At 61.1% G+C, this 23,073-nt stretch carries 18 protein-coding genes and 1 pseudogene; 11 read left to right on the top strand and 8 right to left on the bottom strand.

Going from position 1 to position 23,073, the window contains the following annotated elements:
• Window position 1: 1 nt before the first annotated feature.
• The 4 genes from nirB (at window position 2) to AC0L14_RS03375 (ending at window position 6,314) form a co-directional block, all read left to right on the top strand.
• The gene (gene nirB, locus AC0L14_RS03390) at window positions 2–2,452 is read left to right on the top strand and encodes a nitrite reductase large subunit NirB (protein ID WP_473748652.1); all 2,451 of its coding nucleotides are present in this window, start codon (window positions 2–4) and stop codon (window positions 2,450–2,452) included.
• Entirely contained in the window at window positions 2,452–2,787 is a 336-nt protein-coding gene (gene nirD / locus AC0L14_RS03385) for a nitrite reductase small subunit NirD (protein ID WP_208602492.1), read from the top strand. Before nirB ends, nirD begins: the two co-directional genes overlap by 1 nt.
• 2 nt (window positions 2,788–2,789) lie before the next feature.
• Window positions 2,790–5,657, top strand: coding sequence for a nitrate reductase (locus AC0L14_RS03380; protein ID WP_473748650.1), 2,868 nt, complete (start codon window positions 2,790–2,792; stop codon window positions 5,655–5,657).
• Between the two features lie 171 nt (window positions 5,658–5,828).
• A complete protein-coding gene (locus AC0L14_RS03375) occupies window positions 5,829–6,314 on the top strand; it encodes a hypothetical protein (protein WP_473748649.1) in 486 nt (161 codons plus the stop codon).
• A gap of 29 nt (window positions 6,315–6,343) precedes the next feature.
• Here AC0L14_RS03375 and AC0L14_RS03370 read toward each other — a convergent pair whose 3' ends face one another.
• On the bottom strand, window positions 6,344–7,375 hold the full coding sequence (locus tag AC0L14_RS03370) for a hydroxyacid dehydrogenase (RefSeq protein ID WP_473748647.1): 1,032 nt from the start codon (window positions 7,373–7,375) through the stop codon (window positions 6,344–6,346).
• Between the two features lie 269 nt (window positions 7,376–7,644).
• Between AC0L14_RS03370 and AC0L14_RS03365 the strand changes: the two genes are divergently transcribed.
• Window positions 7,645–9,081: an aldehyde dehydrogenase family protein gene (locus AC0L14_RS03365; RefSeq protein WP_473748704.1), complete on the top strand. Its 1,437-nt coding sequence runs from the start codon at window positions 7,645–7,647 to the stop codon at window positions 9,079–9,081.
• Between the two features lie 130 nt (window positions 9,082–9,211).
• Here AC0L14_RS03365 and AC0L14_RS03360 read toward each other — a convergent pair whose 3' ends face one another.
• From AC0L14_RS03360 to AC0L14_RS03350, 3 genes are all read right to left on the bottom strand, one after another.
• A complete protein-coding gene (locus AC0L14_RS03360; protein WP_473748646.1) occupies window positions 9,212–10,555 on the bottom strand; it encodes a glucoamylase family protein in 1,344 nt (447 codons plus the stop codon).
• A gap of 38 nt (window positions 10,556–10,593) precedes the next feature.
• Window positions 10,594–11,346, bottom strand: coding sequence for an SDR family NAD(P)-dependent oxidoreductase (locus AC0L14_RS03355; RefSeq protein WP_473748645.1), 753 nt, complete (start codon window positions 11,344–11,346; stop codon window positions 10,594–10,596).
• A 203-nt stretch (window positions 11,347–11,549) separates the two neighbouring features.
• Complete coding sequence (locus AC0L14_RS03350; protein WP_473544961.1) at window positions 11,550–12,479, bottom strand: TIR domain-containing protein; 930 nt, start codon at window positions 12,477–12,479, stop codon at window positions 11,550–11,552.
• A gap of 455 nt (window positions 12,480–12,934) precedes the next feature.
• On the opposite strand from AC0L14_RS03350, the gene AC0L14_RS03345 reads away from it, so the two are divergent.
• Complete coding sequence (locus AC0L14_RS03345; RefSeq protein ID WP_473748703.1) at window positions 12,935–14,197, top strand: O-antigen ligase family protein; 1,263 nt, start codon at window positions 12,935–12,937, stop codon at window positions 14,195–14,197.
• 81 nt (window positions 14,198–14,278) lie between these two features.
• Here the strand turns inward: AC0L14_RS03345 and AC0L14_RS03340 are convergent.
• The 4 genes and pseudogenes from AC0L14_RS03340 to AC0L14_RS03325 form a co-directional block, all read right to left on the bottom strand.
• Window positions 14,279–14,387 (bottom strand): annotated as a pseudogene (locus AC0L14_RS03340) (acyltransferase); the annotation flags it as partial.
• A gap of 131 nt (window positions 14,388–14,518) precedes the next feature.
• Complete coding sequence (locus tag AC0L14_RS03335) at window positions 14,519–15,307, bottom strand: class I SAM-dependent methyltransferase (RefSeq protein WP_258120744.1); 789 nt, start codon at window positions 15,305–15,307, stop codon at window positions 14,519–14,521.
• Between the two features lie 179 nt (window positions 15,308–15,486).
• Complete coding sequence (locus AC0L14_RS03330) at window positions 15,487–16,713, bottom strand: polysaccharide biosynthesis/export family protein (RefSeq protein WP_473748702.1); 1,227 nt, start codon at window positions 16,711–16,713, stop codon at window positions 15,487–15,489.
• A gap of 170 nt (window positions 16,714–16,883) precedes the next feature.
• Window positions 16,884–17,558 carry a sugar transferase gene (locus AC0L14_RS03325; RefSeq protein WP_095493866.1) on the bottom strand — a complete coding sequence of 225 codons (675 nt, stop codon included), beginning with the start codon at window positions 17,556–17,558 and terminating at the stop codon, window positions 16,884–16,886.
• 532 nt (window positions 17,559–18,090) lie between these two features.
• Between AC0L14_RS03325 and AC0L14_RS03320 the strand changes: the two genes are divergently transcribed.
• The 5 genes from AC0L14_RS03320 to AC0L14_RS03300 all read left to right on the top strand — a co-directional run bounded on the left by AC0L14_RS03320 (window position 18,091) and on the right by AC0L14_RS03300 (window position 23,008).
• Window positions 18,091–18,432 (top strand): exopolysaccharide production repressor exox, encoded by a 342-nt coding sequence (locus AC0L14_RS03320; protein ID WP_473748643.1) that lies wholly within the window; start codon window positions 18,091–18,093, stop codon window positions 18,430–18,432.
• A gap of 437 nt (window positions 18,433–18,869) precedes the next feature.
• On the top strand, window positions 18,870–19,883 hold the full coding sequence (locus tag AC0L14_RS03315; RefSeq protein ID WP_473637178.1) for a glycosyltransferase family 2 protein: 1,014 nt from the start codon (window positions 18,870–18,872) through the stop codon (window positions 19,881–19,883).
• A 285-nt stretch (window positions 19,884–20,168) separates the two neighbouring features.
• Window positions 20,169–20,567 carry a single stranded DNA-binding domain-containing protein gene (locus AC0L14_RS03310; RefSeq protein ID WP_473484205.1) on the top strand — a complete coding sequence of 133 codons (399 nt, stop codon included), beginning with the start codon at window positions 20,169–20,171 and terminating at the stop codon, window positions 20,565–20,567.
• Window positions 20,568–20,745: 178 nt separating this feature from the next.
• Complete coding sequence (gene exoK, locus AC0L14_RS03305; RefSeq protein WP_473748701.1) at window positions 20,746–21,615, top strand: endo-1,3-1,4-beta-glycanase ExoK; 870 nt, start codon at window positions 20,746–20,748, stop codon at window positions 21,613–21,615.
• A 61-nt stretch (window positions 21,616–21,676) separates the two neighbouring features.
• Complete coding sequence (locus tag AC0L14_RS03300) at window positions 21,677–23,008, top strand: UDP-glucose dehydrogenase family protein (protein WP_473484202.1); 1,332 nt, start codon at window positions 21,677–21,679, stop codon at window positions 23,006–23,008.
• The last annotated feature ends 65 nt before the right edge of the window (window positions 23,009–23,073 follow it).

The following is a 23,073-nucleotide window of genomic DNA, read 5'->3' as shown; positions in this document are numbered from 1 at the left end:
AATGACCGAAAAACTCGTCATCATCGGCAACGGCATGGCGCCCGGGCGGATGCTGGAGCACCTATTCGAACAGGCGCCCGGTCGCTACCAGGTCACCATCTTCAACGCCGAGCCGCGGGTCAATTACGACCGCATCATGCTGTCGCCGGTTCTGTCCGGCGAGAAGGCCTTTGAGGAAATCATCATCCATGGCGACGGCTGGTACATCGCCAACGGCATCACGCTCTACAAGGGCCACAAGATCGTCGCCATCGACCGGACGGCAAAGACCGTTACTTCCGACCACGGCGTCATTGAGCCCTATGACAAGCTCGTCATCGCCACCGGCTCGGTGCCGTTCATCATTCCGGTGCCCGGCCACGATCTGCCGGGCGTGCTCACCTATCGCGATCTTGACGACGTTCAGGCTATGCTGCTTGCCGCCCAGTCGCGGGCCAGGGCCGTGGTCATCGGCGGCGGTCTGCTCGGGCTGGAAGCGGCAGCGGGCTTGAACTCGCAAGGCATGGACGTCACCGTGCTGCATGTCATGCCGACGCTGATGGAGCGTCAGCTCGATCCGGCCGCCGGCTATCTCTTGCAGCGCGCCGTCGAGCAGCGCGGCATCAAGGTCATCACCAAGGCCAACACCCAGGCGATCACCGGCAAGGGCAAGGTCGAGCAGGTGGAACTCGCCGACGGAACCATCATCCCGGCGACGCTCGTCGTCATGGCGGTGGGCATCAGGCCGAACGCGACACTGGCGAAAGAGGCCGGCATCGCCGTCAATCGTGGCATCGTCGTCGACGCCGGCATGCGCAGCAATGATCCCGACATCTACGCGCTCGGCGAATGCGCCGAGGTCAATGGCCAGGTCTACGGGCTGGTCGCGCCGCTCTACGAGATGGCGCGCGTCGCCGCCAGCCAGCTTGCCGGCAATGAGGCGGCGGCTTTCGTCCATATGGACACGCCGACCAAGCTCAAGGTCACCGGTATCGAGCTGTTCTCGCTCGGCGACTTCGCCGAGGGCGAGGACCGCCAGGAGATCGTGCTGCGCGATGCCGCCGCCGGCGTCTACAAACGGCTGGTGCTCAGGGATGACCGCATCATCGGCACCGTGCTCTACGGCGAGACGGCGGACGGCGCCTGGTTCAACGACCTCAAGAAGAAGCAGACCGACATATCGGAAATGCGCGACACGCTTATCTTCGGCCAGTCCTACCAGGGAGGCGCCTCCCTGGACCCTATGGCGGCCGTTGCAGCCTTGCCGGATGATGCGGAAATCTGCGGCTGCAACGGCGTTTGCAAGGGAAAGATATCAGGCGCAATCACAGCCAAGGGCCTGACCTCGCTCGACGACGTGCGTGCCCACACCAAGGCGTCCGCTTCCTGCGGCTCCTGCACCGGCCTGGTCGAAAAGCTGATGGTGCTGACCATCGGCGACAAATACAATCCGGCGGCAGTGCAACCGATGTGCGGCTGCACCACGCTCGGCCATGACGAGGTTCGCCGGCTGATCAAGGCCAAGGGCCTGAAAACCATTCCCGCCGTCATGCAGGAACTGGAATGGACCACCTCCTGCGGCTGTGCCAAATGCCGGCCGGCGCTCAACTACTATCTCGTCTGCGACTGGCCGGACGAGTATGCCGACGACTACCAGTCGCGTTTCATCAACGAGCGCGTCCACGCCAACATTCAGAAGGACGGTACCTATTCGGTGGTGCCGCGCATGTGGGGCGGCGTCACCAATGCCGCCGAACTGCGCGCCATCGCCGATGTCGTCGACAAGTTCGAGATCCCGATGGTCAAGGTCACCGGCGGCCAGCGCATCGACATGCTCGGCATTCGCAAGGAGGACCTGCCGGCGGTGTGGGCCGATCTCGGCCAGGCCGGCTTCGTCTCCGGTCACGCCTATGCCAAGGGACTGCGCACGGTAAAGACCTGCGTCGGTTCGGACTGGTGCCGCTTCGGCACGCAGGATTCGACGGGATTCGGTGTCCGTATCGAGAAATTTATGTGGGGCTCGTGGACGCCGGCCAAGGTCAAGATGGCGGTGTCGGGCTGCCCGAGGAACTGCGCCGAGGCGACCTGCAAGGATGTCGGCGTGATCTGCGTCGATTCAGGCTACGAGATCCATTTCGCCGGGGCAGCCGGCCTCGACATCAAGGGCACCGAGGTGCTCGGCCTGGTCAAGACCGAGGACGAGGCGTTGGAGCACATCGTGGCGCTGACGCAGATGTATCGCGAGCAGGGCCGCTATCTCGAGCGCATCTACAAATGGGCCAAGCGCATCGGCATCGCCGAGATCAACCGCCAGATCATGGACGATGGCGAGAAGCGCAAGGCCTATTTCGACCGCTTCGTCTTTTCGCAGAAATTCGCGCAGGTCGACCCGTGGTCGGAGCGCGTTTCCGGCAAGGACAAACACGAATTCCGGCCGATGGCTTCGGTCGGCTTCGCGCAGGCGGCGGAGTGATGATGATGAATTGGATTGCTGTCGGCACGCTCTCAGACATTCCGCGCCGCGGCGCGCGCTGCGTAGCCACGCCTCAAGGCAAGATTGCTGTCTTCCGCACCGCTGACGATCAGGTCTTTGCCATCGAGGACCATTGCCCGCACAAGGGCGGACCGCTCTCGCAGGGGATCGTCCATGGCGCGGCGGTGACCTGTCCCCTGCACAATTGGGTGATCTCGCTGGAGACCGGCAAGGCGCTTGGCGCCGACGAAGGTGCGGTGCGCACTATTCCGGTGCGGATCGAGGGCGAGCGTCTATTCATTGCGCTGGAAGCGCTGGCCAGTCGCGCGGCGTGAGCATGAAGATCGACGAAGCGCGCGAGGTGAGGACCACCTGCCCTTATTGCGGGGTCGGTTGCGGCGTGCTGGCGAAGGTCGCCGCGAACGGTGAGGTAACCGTTCGCGGCGACCCTGACCATCCGGCGAATTTCGGCCGGCTCTGTTCCAAGGGCTCAGCGCTGGCCGAGACGATCGACCTCGACGGACGGCTGCTCCATCCGGAGATCCACGGTCGCCGCACCGACTGGGACGAAGCGCTCGACCTCGTCGCCTCGACCTTCTCGCGGACCATCGCCGAGCACGGTCCCGACGCGGTCGCCTTCTACGTCTCCGGCCAGTTGCTGACCGAGGATTACTACGTCGCCAACAAGCTGATGAAAGGCTTCATCGGCTCGGCCAATATCGACACCAATTCGCGCCTGTGCATGGCCTCGTCGGTTGCCGGCCACCGCCGCGCCTTCGGCTCCGACACGGTGCCGGGCTGCTACGATGATCTGGAACTCGCCGACCTGATCGTGCTGGTCGGCTCCAATCTCGCCTGGTGCCACCCGGTGCTCTACCAGCGCATTGCCGCCGCCCGGGAAAAACGGCCCGAGATGAAGGTGGTGCTGGTCGACCCACGCCGCACCATGACTGCAGATATCGCCGACATGCATCTGGCGATCGCGCCGGATGGCGACGTTGCTTTGTTCACAGGACTGCTCGCCTATCTCGGCCAGCATAACGCGCTGGACCGCACTTATATCACGGCGCACACGACCGGCTTCGGGCAAGCGCTTTTCGCCGCCTCCGCGCTCGACCTTGCCGGCGTTGCCGCAGCCACGGGCCTCGGCGAGGACGAGCTTCTCAGCTTCTATAGCCTGTTCGCCGCGACGGCGAAGACGGTGACCGTCTACAGCCAGGGGGTGAACCAGTCATCCTCGGGCACCGACAAGGTCAACGCCATCATCAACTGTCATCTTGCGACCGGCCGCATCGGCAAGCCCGGCGCCGGGCCGTTTTCGGTGACCGGCCAGCCCAACGCCATGGGCGGCCGCGAGGTCGGCGGCCTTGCCAACATGCTGGCCGCCCATATGGAGATCGAAAACCCCGAGCACCGCGACCGCGTGCAGCGGTTCTGGAACGCACCGGCTGTCGCCGAAAAACCCGGCCTGAAGGCGGTCGAAATGTTTCAAGCCGTGGCCGACGGGCGAATCAAGGCGCTGTGGATCATGGCGACCAATCCAGTCGATTCGATGCCGGATGCAGATGCCGTCGAGGCGGCGATCAAGGCCTGCCCGTTTGTCGTGGTATCGGACGTGCTGGCCAAGACCGACACGATCCGCCACGCCCATGTCCGGCTGCCGGCTGCCGCATGGGGCGAGAAGGACGGCACCGTCACCAATTCGGAACGCCTCATCTCGCGCCAGCGCGCCTTTTTGGCCACGCCCGGTGAGGCAAGAGCCGACTGGTGGATCATCGCCGAAGTGGCCAAGCGGATGGGTTTTGGCGAATCGTTTTCGCATCCGTCGCCGTCGGAGATTTTTGCTGAACATGCCGCGCTGTCGGAATTCGAGAATGACGGCGCGCGGGATTTTGATATAGGCGCGTTTGGCGACATTGATGCTGAGGACTATGAGGATTTGGCGCCTTTCCAATGGCCAGCGCCGAGCCCAGGCACCCCCCTCTGGCCTGCCGGCCATCTCCCCCGCAAGGGGGGAGATCGGCTATCACCACGGCCTTCGCCAATCTCCAATACTGCAAGGGGAGAGCCGGCGCCCAAGCTGCTAATCTCCCCCCTTGCGGGGGAGATGGCCGGCAGGCCAGAGGGGGGTGCTCAGGCTGAAAGTGAGAAAGACTTGGGCGTTCAGGCAAGACGTGCCTCACCCAGCACCCGCTTTTTCGCCAACGGCAGCTTCTACACACCCGATGGCAAAGCGCGCTTCATCCCGATCCGTCCAGTTCCGCAAACCCGCACGAACGAAAAATTCCCGCTGATCCTCAACACCGGGCGGGTTCGCGACCACTGGCACACGATGACGCGGACCGGCAAGAGCCCGCGGCTGTCGCAGCACCTGGCCGAGCCGTTCGCCGAAATCCACCCGGCGGATGCGCAGCACTTCGACATCGGCGACGCCGACATCGTGCGCGTCTCGACCGCGCATGGCGAGGTGCTGCTTCGCGCGCTGGTGACAGCGCGGCAGCGCCCGGGCTCGGTCTTCGTGCCGATGCACTGGACGGACCAGTTCTCCGCGCGCGCCCGCGTCGACGCGCTGGTGGCGCCCATAACCGATGCGATTTCAGGCCAGCCGGCCTCGAAGAACGTTGCCGCCCGCGTAGAACGCTTCGCTGCTGTCGCCTTTGGCTTCGCGGTGCTTGCCGAACGGCCGGCCGCGATCGACGCCGACTATTGGAGTCTCGCCCGCTGCGCCGCCGGCTGGCGCCTCGAGTTTGCGTTGAAGGCAGGCCGGGACTGGCCGGTTTTCGCGACTTCGCTTCTCGGGGCGGACGTGCAAGGTGAGACGCTCGCCTATCATGATGTCGCCGGCGGGCACTATCGCTTCGCCCGCTTCGCCGGCAGCCGGCTGGCTGGCGCGCTCTATCTTGCGCCCAAACCGGTCGCGGTGTCGCGCAGCTGGGCGGTGGAGCAGTTGAGCGCGGACCACGCCGATCGGCGCGGGCGGCTGGCGATCGTGGCCGGGCGGCCCGGCGGCAATCGCGTCGACCGTGGTGCCATCGTATGCTCCTGTTTCGGGGTTGGCGCCAATCAGATCGCGGAAGCGGTGCGCGGCGGCTGCACCAGCGTCGAAGCGATCGGCGCCACCTTGCATGCCGGCACCAATTGCGGCTCCTGCCGCGCCGAGATCAGGACCATCATCGACGCGCGAAATCTTCAAGCGGCAGAGTGAATGTGCTCGACTGCTGTTGAATTTCCTGTGGCCGGAACGGTTCTGCCGTAAAGGCCATCCCACAAAGCTGTCACCGCGCTGCTTTGCCGCTTACCAGCCATTTACAACCGTGGTCTACCAACGTCCTTGTTCGATTCGCCAAGCACGTTGAACGGTGGGACAAGGAACAGCATGAGCAAGGCCCTCACTTCATTCGCATTGGTCGCCATTTTGACGGCTCTGCTGATGGCTCTCAGCCTGGCAGTGGCCAGGCATGGCTATCCCTATGGTGCGATCGGCGCAAAACGCCTGGACGACGTCGCCGATGCCGGGACGTTCATCCCGCTTGCTTCAGTGTATTTCTTCAGCGCGCTGCTGATGATGATCCTACCGATAAGGGTCGCCGGCGTCGTCCTGACACATGCCGCAGATGCGATCTTCTGGACAGTCATCGTGTTGTTCGCGGCTATCATTGGCGGCCTCGCCGCCAGATGGGCTTTCGATCGAAGCAATATCTTGCCGGCACTGCTGAATTGGCGCTTCCTGTTTGTCGCCGCCGTAGTCGGATGCCATCTCTTCATGAACGAGTTGCGCCGCAATATCCTGCTGAGAAGCCTGTTCTTTGTCGTCTTCGCCGCTGCGACTCTGGCCTGCCTGTTGTGGTCGTTCACCATCTGAGAACCCGCGCAGGCGCTGGCTTTGACGGCTTAATTCTTGTCGACAGGCTTCGAACGCATGCGCGAAACGGTTTCGCGTTCGGCCCGCTTCGAACGCATAGGCGGCAGGCCGCGATCGATGAGGTCCATGTCCTCCAGCACCATGTCGCCCATGCGCCTGAAGGCGATGTCGAGCGCGCCGGCCCGGTGGGCGGAGCGCAGGAAGCCAGTCAGCGAGCGCACGGGATGATCCTGCGCCAGCGGCTCTTCCGGAAACACGTCGCTGGCGGCGACGATGTGACCGCTGCGAACGGCGTCCATCAGCGCCGGAAAATCGACGACTCCTGCGCGGCTGAGCAGGATGAACGCGGCTCCTTTGCGCATCCTGGCAAAGGCCTCAGTGCCGAGAAAACCCTGGTTTTCGCTGGTCACCGAAGCGACGACGAAGACGAAATCGCTGGCCGACAAAACCGTGTCGAGCGAAGCGGGCTCGACGCCGTTCTCGATAAGGATCGACGGCGGCAGCCACGGATCGAAAACCTTTGTCCGCGTGCGAAAGCCTGACAGCAGCCGGTTGAGCGCGCGGCCGAGATCGCCGAAGCCGATGATGCCGACGTCCGCACCGGAGAGAAGCCGTGCCGTCTGGTTGCCGTCGCGGCCCCACAGCTCCTTGCCTTGACGAAACGCGAGATCGGCGTCGACGATGTCGCGGGCGAGGTTGAGCGCCATGGCAAGGCCGAGTTCGGCCACCGGCTCGGCGAAGACCAGGCCTGTGGTGACGACATGGATGCCGCGCGTAAACAGCGTCTCATACGGCATGTTGTTGATGAGGTTGCTCTCGACGTTGAAGACGCAGCGCAGCGTTTGCATCTTGTCGAGCGTCTCCGGCGCGATCGGCGGCTGGCCGACAATGTAGCGCGCCTCGGCGAGCAAATCGGCCGGCAGAGCCGCGACGCCTTCGGGCGACGTCTCGACGATACGGTATCTGGCGCGGAATCTCGCCAGTGCCTCGGGCGTGAAAATCAGGTCGAGCGTGCGTGGCTCGGGCGCGCTGATCACCAGCGGCAACGCGCTGTCGGACATGGCAGTTTCCTCCTGGTGCGATCCGCGTCGCACCATACTAGAATCATGGTTTACCACCTCGACACCTAAGCAGGCTTGCCGGGCTTCGCCTGCATAGGTTTTTTTGTTTTGTCGCAGGTTTCTATCGGAAAACCGTAGGACACTTTTTCGAAACCTGCTTAGCACATGCCTGTCGAGGAGGAGAACTTTGCCGCCGGCGGCCTTGCGGTATGGCGGCCGGTGGTCCAGATAGACGCCAATCGAAGGACGACAAGGAAGACAGCGACATGATCCCGTTTCGAAAGAACCTCATCGATGGCGAGTGGGTGGGCGATGCCGGCTCCCGCAACATCAACCCGTCCAATCTCGACGACGTGGTCGGCGAATATGCGTCGGGGGGCGCCGAGCAGGCCCGGCAGGCCATCGCGGCGGCGAAAGCGGCATTTCCGTCATGGTCCCGATCGGGCCTGCTGGCACGCCATGCGGTGCTGAGGAAGGCGTCGGACGAGATCACAGCGCGGAAAGATGAAATCGGCCGGGCGTTGGCGCGCGAGGAAGGCAAGACGCTGGTCGAGGGCATCGGCGAGACCGTGCGGGCCGCCCAGATCTTCGATTTCTTCGCTGGTGAGACGCTGCGCCTGTCTGGCGAGCTGGTTCCGAGTGTGCGGCCCGGCGTCGGTGTCGAGATCACGCGGGAGGCGGTCGGCGTCGTCGGCATCATAACGCCGTGGAATTTCCCGATCGCCATCCCGGCGTGGAAAATCGCTCCTGCCCTGGCCTATGGCAACACCATTGTCTTCAAGCCGGCCGAGCTGGTTCCGGAGAGCGCCTGGACCATTGTCGACATATTGCACCGCGCTGGCCTGCCGAAGGGTGTGCTCAATCTCGTGATGGGCAAGGGTTCGGTGGTCGGCCAGGCCATGCTCGACAGCCCTGACCTCAATGCCATCACCTTCACCGGCTCGGTCGGCACCGGCAAGCGCGTCGCTGCTGCCAGCGTCGAGCACATGCGCAAGTTCCAGCTCGAAATGGGTGGCAAGAACCCGCTAGTTGTGCTCGACGATGCAGATCTTGCCGTCGCCGTCGACTGCGCGATCAACGGCGCATACTTCTCGACCGGCCAGCGCTGCACGGCATCGTCCCGCCTGGTGGTGACGGACGGCATCCATGACCGCTTCGTCGATGCGATGAAAGATCGCCTGGGCAAGCTGGTCGTCGGCGACGCGCTCGATACCAAAACCCAGATCGGACCCGTGGTCGACCAGAGCCAGCTGAAGCAGGACGAAGACTATATCGCCATCGGCCGCCAGGAGGGCGCCGATCTCGCTTTCGGCGGCGAGCGGCTCGATCGCGAAACCCGCGGCTTCTACCTGCAGCCGGCGCTGTTTACGCAAGCCACCAACGCCATGCACATCTCACGCGAGGAGATCTTCGGCCCGGTCGCCAACGTGATCCGCGTCAAGGACTATGACGAGGCGCTGGCGGTGGCCAACGACACGCCGTTCGGGCTGACGTCGGGCATCTGCACGTCGAGCCTCAAGTACGCCACGCATTTCAAGCGCAACTCGGAGGCCGGCATGGTGATGGTCAATCTGCCGACGGCGGGCGTCGACTTCCATGTGCCTTTCGGCGGACGCAAGGGATCGAGCTACGGCCCGCGCGAGCAAGGCCGCTACGCGGCGGAATTCTACACCACGGTGAAGACCGCTTATACGTTCGCCGGCTAATCAAATCGGTGACTTGCCAGCCAGACGAACATGCGAGCCGGCCGATGACGCCCCTCCTAGCAAGCGCGAGTTGCTGGGAAGGGCGAACATCTTCGTGCCCGACACGACAGCGACAGCTGGGCAGTAGCCGTCATTCAGCACGGGTCCTTGGGAGGAGGCTCGCCGGCTGCGACAGCCAGCCGCCGCTGAATCCAGCCTTGCACAGGCCGCGACGGATATGCGGGCTCGACCGCATCAGGTCCCAGATTAGGCGCGAGCGGTGATTTTCGATCATCAGCACGACAATGCCCTGGTCCAGTCCGTAATGCGCATCCGATATCCAGCCGCTCGGCCCGAACTTCCGCCGGTTCGCCAGCGTCGGGTTGAAGCCGCTCGGCATCCTGAAACCGTCGGTCACCTCGGGGTGGCGTTCTCTGAGGTGGCGCAGCGCCGGCAAGCAGATTTCCGGCGCGAAGGGCAGCGATGCGAGATACGACCACGGCGCTATCGTTCCGTCGTCGGGGCCGAACGGTGCGCCGCGCGCCGCGTAGCCGGAAAATTTGCGCGGTCGCCGCTCGATCTGCGCGCGGAAGTTGCCGGGTCCGTCACCCGCCGAAAGGCCCCAAAGTCCTTCGCCGTAGCCGTCGTAGCCAGAGGGGTTGTGCCGCGCATAGTCCCGGTGAAGGTAGGTCGCGCGGCGGCTGTTTTCGAAATAGTCCGAGTTCTTCTCCCGCATGAACGCATCCCGGATGCCGTCGAAGTCAATCCAGGCATGCGAGAACTGGTGCATGAACAGCGGGCCGCCATAGAGCACGTCGTAGCCGTAGATGTTTTCCCACTGATATGTCGCCGTCCAGCCGGCATAGCTGTCGTCCGAGGCTGGCTTGTCCGGGGCGGCCATTGCCAGAACGTAGAGCATCGTCGCTTCGTTGTAGCCTTCCCAGCCATAACGCAGAAAGCCGCTCTTCGGCCTCCAGCCCTGCCGCAAGGTCGAATTGCTGCCTTGCGCCCATCGCCAGTCGACGCGCCGGTAGAGCACTTCCGCGAGCTCGCGGATTTCGGTTTCTTCGTCATTGTCGCCCGTGAAATAGGCGCCAGCCACGAGCACGCCGGCCATCAAAAGCGCAGTGTCCACCATCGACAATTCGCATCGCCAGGCGCGCAGGCCGGTCTGCATGTCGAGGAAATGGTAATAGAAGCCTTTGTGCCCGGTGACGTTGTCGCCATTGCCTTGCCGGCTGTTCCAGAAGAAGCGCAGTGCGGCAAGCGTCAGCTTCGCGGCTGTGTCTCGCGTCATCCAGCCGCGCTCCGCCCCGACCGGATAGCAGGACAGGGCGAAGCCGACGACCGCGATGCTTGCCGGCCAATTTGGCCGCGAGGTGTCGGCGACCAGCCCGTTCTCGGGATTCACGGTTTCCAGAAAATAGCCGAAGGCCGCGCACTGGAAGCGGTCGAGCAGATCTTCGTCGGACAGGGGGGATTCGACCCTAAGCAAACGACGTTAACTCCAGTCTGGATCGCGCCTCAGTTGCTTCAATAGGTCGCCCGGCCGCCGGAAATGTCGAAAACGGCAGCCGTCGTGAAAGAGCATTCCTCGGAAGCAATCCAGGAGATCAGCGCCGCCACCTCCTCGACCTCGCCGAACCGCGCCATCGGTATTTTCGACAGCATGAAATCGATGTGCTGCTGGCTCATCTGCTGGAAGATCGCGGTGCGCACGGCCGCCGGCGTGACACAGTTCACCGTCACCTTGGTCTTGGCCAGTTCCTTGCCCAGCGACTTGGTCAGGCCGATCACCGCCGCCTTGGAGGTGCTGTAGGCAGAGGCATTCGGGTTTCCCTCCTTGCCGGCGATCGAAGCGATGTTGACGATCCTGCCGTAATTGCGCTTGAGCATGTGCGGAACCAGTGCCTTGTTGCAGTAGAAGGCGCCATTGATGTTGATGTCGATGACCCGGCGCCAATCCTCCACCGAATAGTCCCAGGTCGTCGTGTTCGGTCCGGTGATGGCCGCACTGGTGACCAGGATATCGACCGCGCCAAGGGTATCGAATGTCTGCTGGGCGGCCTGTTCGACCGCTAAGGGATCGGCGACGTCGACTGTCACGCTGTGCAGGTCCGCAATGACAGCCTTCGCCTGCTCGATTTGGGCGGGGTCACGATCCCAGACGCAAACGCGCCCGCCCTCCCCAGCGATTCTTTGCGCGACGGCCAGGCCAATTCCCGACGCGCCACCGGTGATCACGGCCGACCGCCCGGCAAACCGTCCCGCAAAACTCATCGTCATGTGCTCGTCCTCCCAATCGGCGGCGAATGTGAAGTCAACGACAGAGAAGTTCAAGCCGGAGTCTGGAGCCTCCGAACAGCTTCGTGGTGGGCCAGCAGCAGGCGGTTGAGAAGCCCCTCCTGGCTGTTACCTCTCCATATGATACTGGGGCTGCGGTCGCGGCGAGGCGGCAGGGCCGTCCAAGCGACTCCCATGGGCGCAGTTCAGACGTTCTTGATCGACTTCCAATGGCTCAGCCGCTCTGCGATCAACTCCACGCGCCGCTGATTGTCGCGTCCGTCCAGGATGCTTAAGTCCTCCGGATCGGCGGGCAGGTAGACCCCGGACGTGCGCGCATTCACCTCGGGGTTCGTGTCCGCGCGCGTCGTGAAATACCCGGATGCGCGATCGGCGGACTCCAGCCGGATCTCTCCCGTCCCGTACAACTGCGACGCGTTCGCATCCAAGGGCCGTTCTCCATTCCAAAAGTAGAAGATGCCGGGAGGCTCCTTTCTCTCCTTTACCGCCTCGCTCCAGTATCTGGCTGACAGACTGCCATTCTCTTGCCATGAGCGGCCGGCCAACTCCAGCGCACCATCGCGGCCTCGCGAGATACGCAAGAGGCTCACGGCGGACGGCTCCCTGGCGGAGCGCTCCGTCAGGGAAAACTGCCACCAGAAGCCCTCTATGCGGGCGACGCGACTTTCGTTCTCGATCGCATTCCGAAGCTTTTGGTTGATCGCCCTCATCTCCGCGCCGGTCGTCGCCTCGCCATACCTTACGGAGGTGAGGCCGAGGAGATCGCTTGGAAGCTTGGAGCCGTTGGCATGGAGGATGAACGTCCGGCGCATTCCAAGGACTCCGCCGAAAAGCCCGGCCTCGAAAACCACATTGTCTCGTGGAGAAGCTTGAGCGGATGCCGCCGCAGACGATGCCGGCTGGCTCACACTGGTCCAATCGTCCTGAGCGAACACGAAAGCGGCGAAGTCGACTTCACGCGTAAGCTCGAGGAGGCGCCCCAGGGTGGTTGTCCCCGGATTGAAGGACGTCGTCCAAGGTTCCACATGCGCGATGTCTTCAAGACCGCGTGTCAGCGCCTGCAGCAGTTTTTTCTGCTTCCCCGAAGAGCCCAGGAAGATTCGAGGTTTGTCCATCCGTTTGCTCCAACCCAGCAGATCGGGGACGACCAGCGCCTGCCAATTGTTCGTGTGGCCATCGTCTGGTTGTCCCGGAGATAGCGTACGCGGAGGGCCTCATTCATTGCAACGGATGCAACGAATGCCGGCTGCTATTTTTCGGTCCGGTGCTGAAAGAACTGCAAAAACAGTTCCGCGCGGTGGTGATGCCGAGCCTCTCATAAATGCGGCGGCGATGGTTTTTGACGGCGCCGACAGCGATGCCCAGCCGTGCGCCGGGATGCTCGGTTTCTTGCCGCACGGCCTGTCGCGGCCTTTTACCGCCGTCCCCGGGGCGCCTTATGGCTGTTTTTGCCTCATTTGGGTGACAGGCTGTAGGGGATGGGTTATATTGCACTGCACAATGGAAGCGTTCGCACATGGCGCGACGGCGAATCGGCATTGAACTGCATGGACGGGAATTCGCTACCGAGATGAAGATTCCAAAATCTCTGTTGGTCGACCCGGAGAAGAGCACGGTCTACGGCACATTTGCGGTTGCCATCTCCGTTTGGGCGTTCTCCTACTCCTCCGTTTTCGGCCAGATCCTGATCCTGGCCTACTATGCGGTCTGGCTTCCCCTGATCCTGGTCGACTACCGGCGGCTGTTGCGACATGCCTCCGGCGCGTGGCTCCCGCTGGCGTTTGCAGTCTACGTCTGCCTCTCGGTGTTCTGGTCGGATGCCCCCGGCATCACGTTGAGGACGGCAATCCAGTATTGCTCCCATATCGCCTGCGCCTACATTGCAGCGCGCACCGTCAGCGTCCGAACGTTGACGATAGGCTCACTGATTGGGATTTTTGTCGTTCTGCTCTATTCGCTGAAGGTCGGGGGTTATTCCTATGATATGCTCGACGGGACGTACAATTTCGTCGGCGCATTCAGCTCCAAAAACCAGATCGGCTTTGTCGCATCGCTCGGCATCTATTTTTGCATTGTCTTCCTGGTCTTCCTCAGACGCGGCCGGACAAGCCTTTTCCTGACGGCGCCGGTCCTCGTCCTGTCGGCCTATCTGCTGGTCATGGCGCATTCCGCCACCTCGACGGCTTCGATACCGGCAGCTCTCGCTCTGGTGGCTCTGCTTACCATGGCCAAGAAGCTTTCGCTCCGCTACCGACGGGTGATTTTCCTAGTCGGCGCATTCGGGCTGGTCGCGGTCACCGTGGTTGCCTTTGCGGGACTTCTGGATTTCATCCTTGGCGCCTTCGGAAAGGATTCCACGCTCACCGGACGGACCTATCTCTGGGAGCAGGGCTGGGATGCGGCGCAGCAAGCACCGATCCTCGGCGTCGGCTACGCGGCTTATTGGGTGCAGGGTTTCGCCGAGGCCGAGCGGCTTTGGAACGAATTCTACATCACGACCCGAAGCGGCTTCCACTTCCACAACACCTATATCGAAGCCCTCGTCGAGCTTGGCTATGTCGGGGCGACGCTGATGTCGCTGATCATCGTGCGCACGCTGTGGGGCCATATATCGGCGTTGATATTCAGGACATGGCAAGCCGAGTCCGTGATTCTTGCCGGCGTGATGGTGCTTCTGTTCATCCGATCCTTCGTCGAGATCGATACCTTCAACCCCTATATCATGGGCTCTTTCCTCCTCTACTACAGCTACTTCAAGCTGGTGAGGGTGCCTGTCGCCCGTCCCCGGTGGGCCGCAGCCAACCTCGCGGAACCAGAAACCGCAAGGGGCTAAGCAAAGCGCCAAATATCGTCTTGATGTTCGTTTGCTAAGATTAGTATCAAAATAAATGTAATCCTGGGACGCCACAAATTCGCGAATTATTCGGGCAGGATTTCCCGCAGCCATGCTTCGTGGGGGCGACCACGGACCCAGATCCAATTACGCGATGATCCCCGATTTCGACGCCAGGCAGGATTATTGTATTGAACTTCGGACGAAGACGCCGCCTAACAACGCTCAGGCCAACAATCATCACGCAGGCAGCTTCTGAAGCGGTGGCGAGAGGCACTTGCTCCTTCCACCCTCGCCCCAGTTGGGCCTGCCACCTATTGATCAGGCCCTAAGGGTTAGGAGCGCATACCATGCGAACCGCTTCACGAAGGGAAGCGTCAGAACCACCGAATCGACAGCTTTGCCAACGGTGTAGACGGTTTCCGAGATGCTTCGCGGCATTAGCGCGCTTCCTACGGAGCACAGGCCGAAATAGTCCACCTGGACATTGCTGAAATAGCGGCGGGCCAACGCGAAGTCCGAAATTAACAAAGGATGTTCATCGGCGGTGCGGATAAGGGGTGTCCGCCTTCTGAAGGCATTCAGGAGAGGATTGTGTCCCATCGGCTCGTAGAAGGACGCCACGCCGTTCGGCTTCAAGACACGGACCACATCGGAAAAGCACCGGTCCAGGTCCAGGTGATGGATGATCCCGCGTCCATACACCAGGTCGAACTTGTTGTCCTCGAAGGACATGGCTTCCGCATTCATCGCCAGGAATGTAGCGTTCGTGCTTCCAAGGGTGCTCGCCCGTTCGTTCGCCTTGTTTACTGCTACATCCGAAATATCGATCCCCGTCAGAGATCGGCAAAGATCGGGCAGGTGCAGGGAATGCAGGGACCACCCGCCATCGGAGCAACCGTACTCGAGCACGTCTGCGTTCTTCGACAGGCGTTTTATTTGCTCGTCTTGACGTTCAGCGCCGTGACGAATTGTTCGATACCACTTGTCCAGGCTTCCTCTTGGATCCTCCTCCTGACTGAATCTGAGATTGTGAAATTCTCTTTCTCGACTGACGATTTCGTCCCTTTCACTGTGCACGACAAAGTCCTCCTCGGATTTAAGTTGCAACTAAAGCACAACATCTCCTTGCGCTGCAATTACTCACGTCCCGAGTTGGCGGTAGGCCGGCTTGTCCGGGGCGGCGAGCACAGTGTTGGCGAGTTCAAGGTCGAACTCGTCCGAGTCCAACTCTTCGCCGATCCAGTCGATCTGTTCGGCGTGATCTGATCAGCCCATCGCTCGAAGGCCTATTGGCTAGCCATCGGTACCAGCTTCACCTTGATCACGTCCCCGGGCAGTACGGGCGTGTCTTCGCTGGCGGTGATTGCGCTGGTCTTGCCGTCGACCATCCGAACCAGGCTAAACGTCATTGCCGGCTCTTCGCCGTCGCGATAGCGTTGCAGTGCCGGGTTCCCGGACATGGCTTCGGCCATCAGGCCTGTTTGCATGTTCATCTTGAGCATCGTTGCACTGAGATCGGCTTCTACCTGTTGCCGGTCGGCGGCCAGGTCCGCATTCTGGGTGTTTTCCAGGTCGATGGCATCTTGGGTGGCTTTGCTGATCGCCTGCTTGGCGGTGAGGATGGCCGTGTCGTAATCCAGGATCTGGCCTTCCAGGTCGGCGATCGTCTGTTGCGAACCCAGAACCCGCGTGTTGACGACAAGGCCTTTCTGCGCCAGCGAACCGATGCCGCTGAGCTGTTCTTTTGCCAGGTCGACCTGCCGCTGCTGGTTGACGATCTTTTTCTGCAACGATTCGATCTCGCTCTGCAGCAGCTTCTTCAAGTCGTCGAGCGCCTGAAGGCGCAGTTTGAGCTTCTTTTGGTCGGCTGTCAGGATCGCCATCTCGTCGGCAACGATACTTGCCAGCTTCGGATCGTCGCCCAACTCCTTCGGTACGTCGAATGTCGGCTTGTCCGCGATCTCCGCTTCGATGCGGGCGCGCCTGACGATCAGTCGGACCCGTTGGTCTTGGAGAACGTCAAAATCGCCCTTGGCGTTGATCATGTCGCGGTCGTACCGCTGTCCTTCTGGGCTCCGCCGGACACCGCCGGCGATGCTCATCGCCCTCAGCACGGTCAGGTCCGGCACGTAAGGATACTGGCCCGGCGTCTGGACCTCCCCGGAAATGTAGAACGGCCTGTACTGCGCCATTTCGACGGAGGCTTCCGGCCGGTCCGCCAGGGCGAGCTTGCGCTGGAGCGCCTGGCCAATCGCTGCCGCGATCTCGGATGTCGTCTTGCCGGATGCCGGCATCTCGCCGACGAACGGCACGGACAATGTTCCGGCCGGGCCGACTGTGTACTCTCCGTTGACGGCCGTCCAGTCGCGGAACGTGCCTTCAACGGTCTGCCATTCGGCCACGCGGACGGTCAGCTTGTCCTGCGATCCAAGGCGGTACTCATCGGCGGCGGCGAGTTGGGGAATGGTGAGCGCCAGCGCGAGGCAAGTGGTCAAAAGCCGCATCCGCCGCATGCGATTGCTAACAATGCCGGCGCTGGAGATTTCGAAGATGTCTGTTTTCAACTGAACGTTTCCGATCCGCTTAGCCTCGCCCGATGAAACTTGCTGCAGAATGTCTGGCGTCTCGACAGTCACTCATCCACACAGAGACCGGGTCCACACAGAGACCGGGTCCCGGCCGGTCAGTAGCAGCCCCGCGACATCCAGACGGCAGGCACGGTCTTGATGATAATGCGAATGTCCTCGAATAGCGACCAGTTCTCGACATAGTGGCGATCGAATGCGACGCGGCTGTCATAGGAAACGTCGTTGCGGCCGCTGACCTGCCAGAGCCCGGTCAGGCCGGGGCGCGATTTCAGGTAATAAACAGCCGAACTGCCGTAGATTTCGAGCTCGTCGCGCACGACGGGGCGAGGACCGACAAGGCTCATGTCGCCCTGAAGGATGTTGATGATCTGCGGCAATTCGTCGAGGCTGAGCTTCCTCAGCACGGCCCCGACGCGCGTGACGCGCGGATCGTTCTTGAGCTTGCGGGTCGCTATCCATTCGGCGTTGGCATCCGGGTTGGCGGCAAGATATGCAGCCAGCACCTGTTCGCCATTCTGTACCATAGTCCGAAATTTGAGGCACGGGAATATCCGTCCTCCCCGACCGATCCGGCTGTGACCGTAGAAAATCGGCCCGCCGTCAGAAAACTTGACAAGCAGCGCGACCATCACAAACAGCGGACTGAGAGCAACCAGGCCAATCAGTGAACCGGCAATATCGAAGCTGCGTTTGAGCAGGCCGCCGATTGGTTGAAAATCGATACCGGCCTGCGAAAATTCCGCGTCGGCCGGCTTGGCTACGTCCCTCATGCGTAAACTCCATACGTTGAACGGATGGTTTGCCGCACGATATCAAAAAAATGCTGCATCGCAACACACAATTTCTTGAGCGCCTGAAATAATCACGTCATGAATTGACTAAATAATAAACCGATCCTGCACAAATGTTGAACTTTATGGCGAGTTTGTGACAAATTATGGGCAATCGTGAAAAATTTAGTGCCTTTTTGGGGTTGATTTTGGACGAATCGCTCTTTGTGTCGCATCTTCGAGTGTTTATCGTGCTTCATATTTGTAAATATAGGAAATATTTAAGGTAAAATACTGGTTAATATTGCGGCTCTTACTGAAGTGAGTCCATACCGGGTGATTGGCCGTGATGCCGATGTGTGCATCGCAACATGGCAGACTCGATCCCGCGAACTTATCCAAAATAATTTGCCGTTGGCCTTGCCCGCTATTGCACACCTTAATAGAGTTGCAGTTTGTTTCTGTCAGAGTATGGACAGCGTGGGAAGGCCGGAAGCAACCGGCCAAAAAGCGAGCGGCCTCAACAGCTCGCATGGCGAAGGGAGGCTCGGGGTGGGTCAATCATCGATTTTTGCCCGAGCAGGTTGACGGGCTGTCGGGTATGTCGCTACCAAAATTCATTGTCGGCATGATTTTCGCCCTGGCGATCGTGGCCGCCTGGTCTTATCTCGACGGTGCTCCGCTAGGCACAACGCTGTTTCGCACTATAGCCTGCGCCATTGTCATCCAGCTGGGTTACTTTCTGTTGGTTTTCGTCATGGTTGTCAGAAATCCCCCGACGTCGGCTGATAAGATTCGCGATGCCGAACGAAAGCTGAGTTCGGCCGAAACGGCCGATGGCGAGAAGTTCAGTGCCAGGAGAAGCCTCCACTGACCTGACGACAGGTAGCGTCAATCGGATTCCTGGCGGACTGCTCGCCCAACAACATCCTGGACAACCGGCTTCCGGATTTTCCTTCAGCCTCGGATCCTCTGATTCAGCCCCTAATATTGCCTAAACCCTGTCGATCGACCTGATGATCGCCGATTCGAGTGCGCTGACGGTCCATCCAGAATGAGCAGGGACGGTGTGCGAAGCGGCCCGTCTATCCGCTGGCATTTCATCGCCCATAGATTTGCGCCGAGGCGACACCGAAAGGAAAGACTGGACGGGGCGAATGATTTTGACGATGCTTTGCTTCGCACCTGCAGCATAAGCGCCGGCTGACGCTTTTTCAAACAGCCGGCAGTCGTTGAGAACGAGAGCTGCATTGGACATTCAACGGGGAAGGGCGAGGAATCGGAGCTACCGTGCAGTCGAGAGGCGAATTGATGACAGAACCCCAGGTCTGCGTGATCATCGCTGCCCGCAACGCGGCGCGGACAATCCCGGTTGCCATCGCATCGGCATTGCGCGAGCCGGAGGTGGCGGAAGTCGTCGTCGTCGACGACGCCTCTACCGACGATACCGCGAAAGTCGCTCGGGCGGCCGACGATGGCAGCGGCAGGCTTTCCGTAATCCGGCTTGACGTCAACGGCGGTCCTTCCTTCGCCCGCAACGCCGCGATCGCCAGCTCCAAATCGCCGTTCATCAGCATTCTGGACGCCGACGATTTTTTTCTTGCGGGCAGATTTCGCGAATTGTTCGCCAGCGCCGATTGGGATTTCGCTGCCGACAATATCATGATGATCAGGGACGACGCGGCCACCGACGTCTCGAAAATCGCCGCTCCGCGGTTCTCGCCCGATCCGGAGTTCCTCGATTTCGAGCGTTTCATCGAAGGCAACATCTCCAGTCGCCGTGTGCAGAGAGGTGAGTTGGGTTTCCTCAAGCCGGTGATCAGCCGTGCTTTTCTCGACCGGCATGGGCTGCACTATGACGAAAACCTGCGACTGGGCGAAGACTATGAACTCTACGCGCGCGCGGTGGCTTGCGGTGCGCGCTTCAAGGTCATCAGGTCCTGCGGCTATGGCGCGATCGTCCGCGCGGATTCCCTGAGCGGCCGGCACAAGACGCAGGATCTCAAGCGTCTGGCCGACGCGGATCTGGCGCTGCTGGCGATCGACAGTTTGCCGGAAGGTTCTAAGGCCGTGCTCAGAAGGCACGAACGGCAGGTACGCGACAAGTACCGGTTGCGAAACTTCCTCGACATGAAGAATGAGCAGGGGCTGACATCGGCTGCGGCCTACGCCCTGGCCAGCCAATCCAACCTTATCCCCATCGTCCGCGGCGTGGCCGCCGACAAGCTGGATGCGCTGTTTCGCCGCGCTGGCTTTGGCTCAAAGCAGCCTGTGCCGCCGTTGCGCTTTCTCATGGCCGCAACCAGCCCGGCCGGCGAGACTTAAGCTTGTCCGCAGCCCGTGCCATGCCGATCCTGTCAACAGGCCCTTACCCCGCCCCATTGTGATGCGAATTTCCGATTCGCCACACTAGGTGGTTGCCTACTCGCCTTGGGGATGGCATGTATGTTGCGGTGCAGCAATTTTGGTTGGCTGTTTGAATCGGCCCGAAAATGTCCCCCTGTCAGAGGAGCTGGACGATGCGACAAGGTTTTGTTGGCCCGGATGGGCACGGGGGTGGCCTCAGGCCGACCATGAGTGCCAGGCCGACCATGACAGGAAACTGAGCGGATGGTCTCGATATTCGGCTTTAGATCAAGGGATCCGGCCCGAGACAGGCAGACCGACATCTCGCGCCTTGACCGCCTGGCAAAGCTGCTTGACCAGATCGCAGCCGAGGTCGAGGCGGAGAAAAACGGCCTTGAGAATCGCTATCGGACCAAGGCCACCAACGCGGCCTTCCTGGTCGAGGCGATGGAGAATGGGGCGGTCTCCTCCAGTAGATCCGCCGAGGTCAGCGAACTGACGAAGTCGATCCTGAATTGCGAGCGGCGCATCGCGGCGCTCGCGCGCCAGAACGAATTAATGAAGGATCTCCGTCATTCGCTGGATGCAATCTTCGACGAAAGCGTCGAGCGTAGCTCCACAACCAAGGCTGATTTCGCCAAGCCGGCTGCCGGCACGGGGTGAACTTCAAGGATCCTGGGTGGCGCCACAGGCAAGGGGTTTGGTGCCACAGCAAAAGGCTGCACAGGACAAAAAAAGCAACACAAGGAAGGTATTGGCAGACGGTCAAGATCATCTCGTTTCGTCATGGTTTGAACGTCGACTTTGGGTTGGGGGCGCACAGCACAAAGGTGAGTTTGGTATGAATGCGGATCCGAAAAGCACGTCCACCCCAGCAACCGGCGACAGGCCGTTCACGCGCACGATCAGGCAAGGGAACCTGAGGCAGCTATGTTCGGGCGGCGCGTTTCTGCTGGTCGCACTCGGCAGCCTGATTGCAGGCCCGACCCCTTCCCGTTCGCAGGACATCCCGACTGCGCCATCGTTCGTCGATGATTTCACCAGCTTCGACCGTGCGCGCTGGTACATTGCCGACGGCTGGACAAACGGCAAATTTCAGAACTGCACCTGGTCCAAAAGCCAGGTCAAGCTTTCCGACGGCAAGCTGACGCTCGGTTTCGAAAAGCGGAAGCTGAAGGATCGCGACTTTGCCTGTGGCGAGATCCAGACTAAGAAGCGCTTCGGCTATGGCACCTATGAGGCGCGGCTGAAAACCGATGCGGGCTCCGGCATCAACGCCGCCTTCTTCACATATATCGGCCCCACCGATAAGCAGCCGTGGGATGAAATCGACTTCGAGGTGCTGACCAAGGACACGTCCAAGGTGCAGGTCAACGCCTACATAGCCGGCAAGGGCAACAATGAGAAAGTAGTGGATGTAGCTGGCGGCACCGACAAGGCTTTCAACGACTATGCCTTCGTCTGGGAGAAAGACCGGCTGCGCTGGTACGTCAATGGCCAACTGGTGAACACGATCACCGATCCGGCAAAGCTGCCCAGCCATGCGCAAAAGATTTTCTTCAGCCACTGGGGCAGCGACACGATGAAGGAATGGCTGGGGCCGTTTTCGGATCCGGGCCGCAAGCTCACCATGCAAGTTGACCGCGTCGCATTCACGGCACTGGGCCAGCCATGCCAGTTTCCGGAATCGCTGGCATGCAGCATAAAGTAAAGACTAATCTGAACCGGCCGGACCGAAAGCGCTCCGAAGTCTTGAACAGGAATGACACCAAATGAATTTGACGGTCTTTGGAATTGGTTATGTCGGTCTCGTGCAGGCGGCGGTGCTTGCCGAAGTTGGACACCAGGTGGTGTGCGTCGACATCGACGTGAAAAAGGTCGAGCGGCTCAATCAGGGCCTCATCCCGATTTTCGAGCCCGGGCTCGAAAACCTCGTCAAGGAGAACCATGCGGCCGGCCGCATCAAGTTCACCACCGATGCCGCGGCCGCCGTCAAGCATGGCCAAATCCAGATGATCGCCGTCGGCACGCCTCCGGGCGAGGATGGTTCGGCCGACCTCAAATATGTGCTGGCCGTTGCCGAGGCCATCGGCCGGGAGATGGACGCGCCCAAGATCGTCGTGGGTAAGTCGACCGTGCCGGTCGGCACCTGCGAAAAGATAAAGGCCAAGATCGCCGCGACGCTGAAGGCGCGGGGCCGCGAGGATCTGACTTTCGACGTCGCCTCCAATCCGGAATTCCTCAAGGAGGGCTCCGCGGTGGCCGACTGCATGAAGCCCGACCGCATTATCGTCGGCACCGGCAGTGAGGATACCGAGACAGTGATGCGTGAGCTTTACGCTCCATTCAACCGCAACCACGAGAAGATGATCGTGATGGATGTGCGCAGCGCCGAGTTCACCAAATACGCGGCTAATTGCATGCTGGCGACCAAGATCAGCTTTATGAACGAAATGGCGAATCTGGCCGAGGAGCTGGGTGCCGACATCGAGGAGGTCCGCAGGGGCATCGGCAGCGATCCGCGCATCGGCTATCACTTCATCTATCCGGGCCTCGGCTATGGCGGCTCATGCTTCCCCAAGGACGTGCGCGCCCTGATCAAGACCGCGGAAGGCGTCAAGTTCGATGCCAAGCTGCTGCGCGCGGTCGAGGAACGCAACAATGAACAGAAGTCGGTCCTGTTCGACAAGGTGAACCGCTATTTCGAGGGCAATCTGAAGGGCAAGACCTTTGCGCTGTGGGGCCTGGCTTTCAAGCCCAATACCGACGACATGCGCGAGGCGCCGGCGCGTGTGTTGATGGAAGCGCTGTGGAAGGCCGGTGCCAAAGTGCAGGCTTACGATCCCGAGGCGATGCAGGAATGCCAGGCCATCTACGGACTGCGCGAGGATCTGCTCTTGTGCGGCACCAAGGAGGCAGCGCTGCGCGGCGCCGATGCTCTCATGATCGCCACCGAGTGGAAGAACTTCCAGGCGCCGTCGTTCGATGCGATGAAGGATGCGCTGATCACGCCGATCATCTTCGACGGCCGAAATCTCTACGACCCGAAGGTCATCGCTCGCTACGGCATCGAATATCACAGCATCGGCAGGATGGCGGCGTGAGACCATGCGGGAAAGGCCGGTGACAAGGCCGGCTCGGACATCAAGGACGATCACAAGGGCGCCGA

The organism is Mesorhizobium sp. WSM4841 (assembly GCF_055811515.1).
Note: the sequence above shows the minus strand (reverse complement) of the source record. Positions and strands in the feature narration are given on the sequence as shown.

Coding starts and splice junctions, on each gene's coding strand:
- AC0L14_RS03370 (WP_473748647.1), bottom strand. CDS start 7,375: ATGTCCGACAGCGCGTTGCCGCTGGTGATCAGCGCGCCCGAGCCACGC.
- AC0L14_RS03345 (WP_473748703.1), top strand. CDS start 12,935: ATGAAGATTCCAAAATCTCTGTTGGTCGACCCGGAGAAGAGCACGGTC.
- AC0L14_RS03380 (WP_473748650.1), top strand. CDS start 2,790: ATGAAGATCGACGAAGCGCGCGAGGTGAGGACCACCTGCCCTTATTGC.
- AC0L14_RS03320 (WP_473748643.1), top strand. CDS start 18,091: ATGGCGAAGGGAGGCTCGGGGTGGGTCAATCATCGATTTTTGCCCGAG.
- AC0L14_RS03325 (WP_095493866.1), bottom strand. CDS start 17,558: ATGAGGGACGTAGCCAAGCCGGCCGACGCGGAATTTTCGCAGGCCGGT.
- nirB (WP_473748652.1), top strand. CDS start 2: ATGACCGAAAAACTCGTCATCATCGGCAACGGCATGGCGCCCGGGCGG.
- exoK (WP_473748701.1), top strand. CDS start 20,746: ATGAATGCGGATCCGAAAAGCACGTCCACCCCAGCAACCGGCGACAGG.
- AC0L14_RS03350 (WP_473544961.1), bottom strand. CDS start 12,479: ATGGACAAACCTCGAATCTTCCTGGGCTCTTCGGGGAAGCAGAAAAAA.
- AC0L14_RS03375 (WP_473748649.1), top strand. CDS start 5,829: ATGAGCAAGGCCCTCACTTCATTCGCATTGGTCGCCATTTTGACGGCT.
- AC0L14_RS03310 (WP_473484205.1), top strand. CDS start 20,169: ATGGTCTCGATATTCGGCTTTAGATCAAGGGATCCGGCCCGAGACAGG.
- AC0L14_RS03300 (WP_473484202.1), top strand. CDS start 21,677: ATGAATTTGACGGTCTTTGGAATTGGTTATGTCGGTCTCGTGCAGGCG.
- AC0L14_RS03330 (WP_473748702.1), bottom strand. CDS start 16,713: ATGCGGCGGATGCGGCTTTTGACCACTTGCCTCGCGCTGGCGCTCACC.
- AC0L14_RS03315 (WP_473637178.1), top strand. CDS start 18,870: ATGACAGAACCCCAGGTCTGCGTGATCATCGCTGCCCGCAACGCGGCG.
- AC0L14_RS03355 (WP_473748645.1), bottom strand. CDS start 11,346: ATGACGATGAGTTTTGCGGGACGGTTTGCCGGGCGGTCGGCCGTGATC.
- nirD (WP_208602492.1), top strand. CDS start 2,452: ATGATGATGAATTGGATTGCTGTCGGCACGCTCTCAGACATTCCGCGC.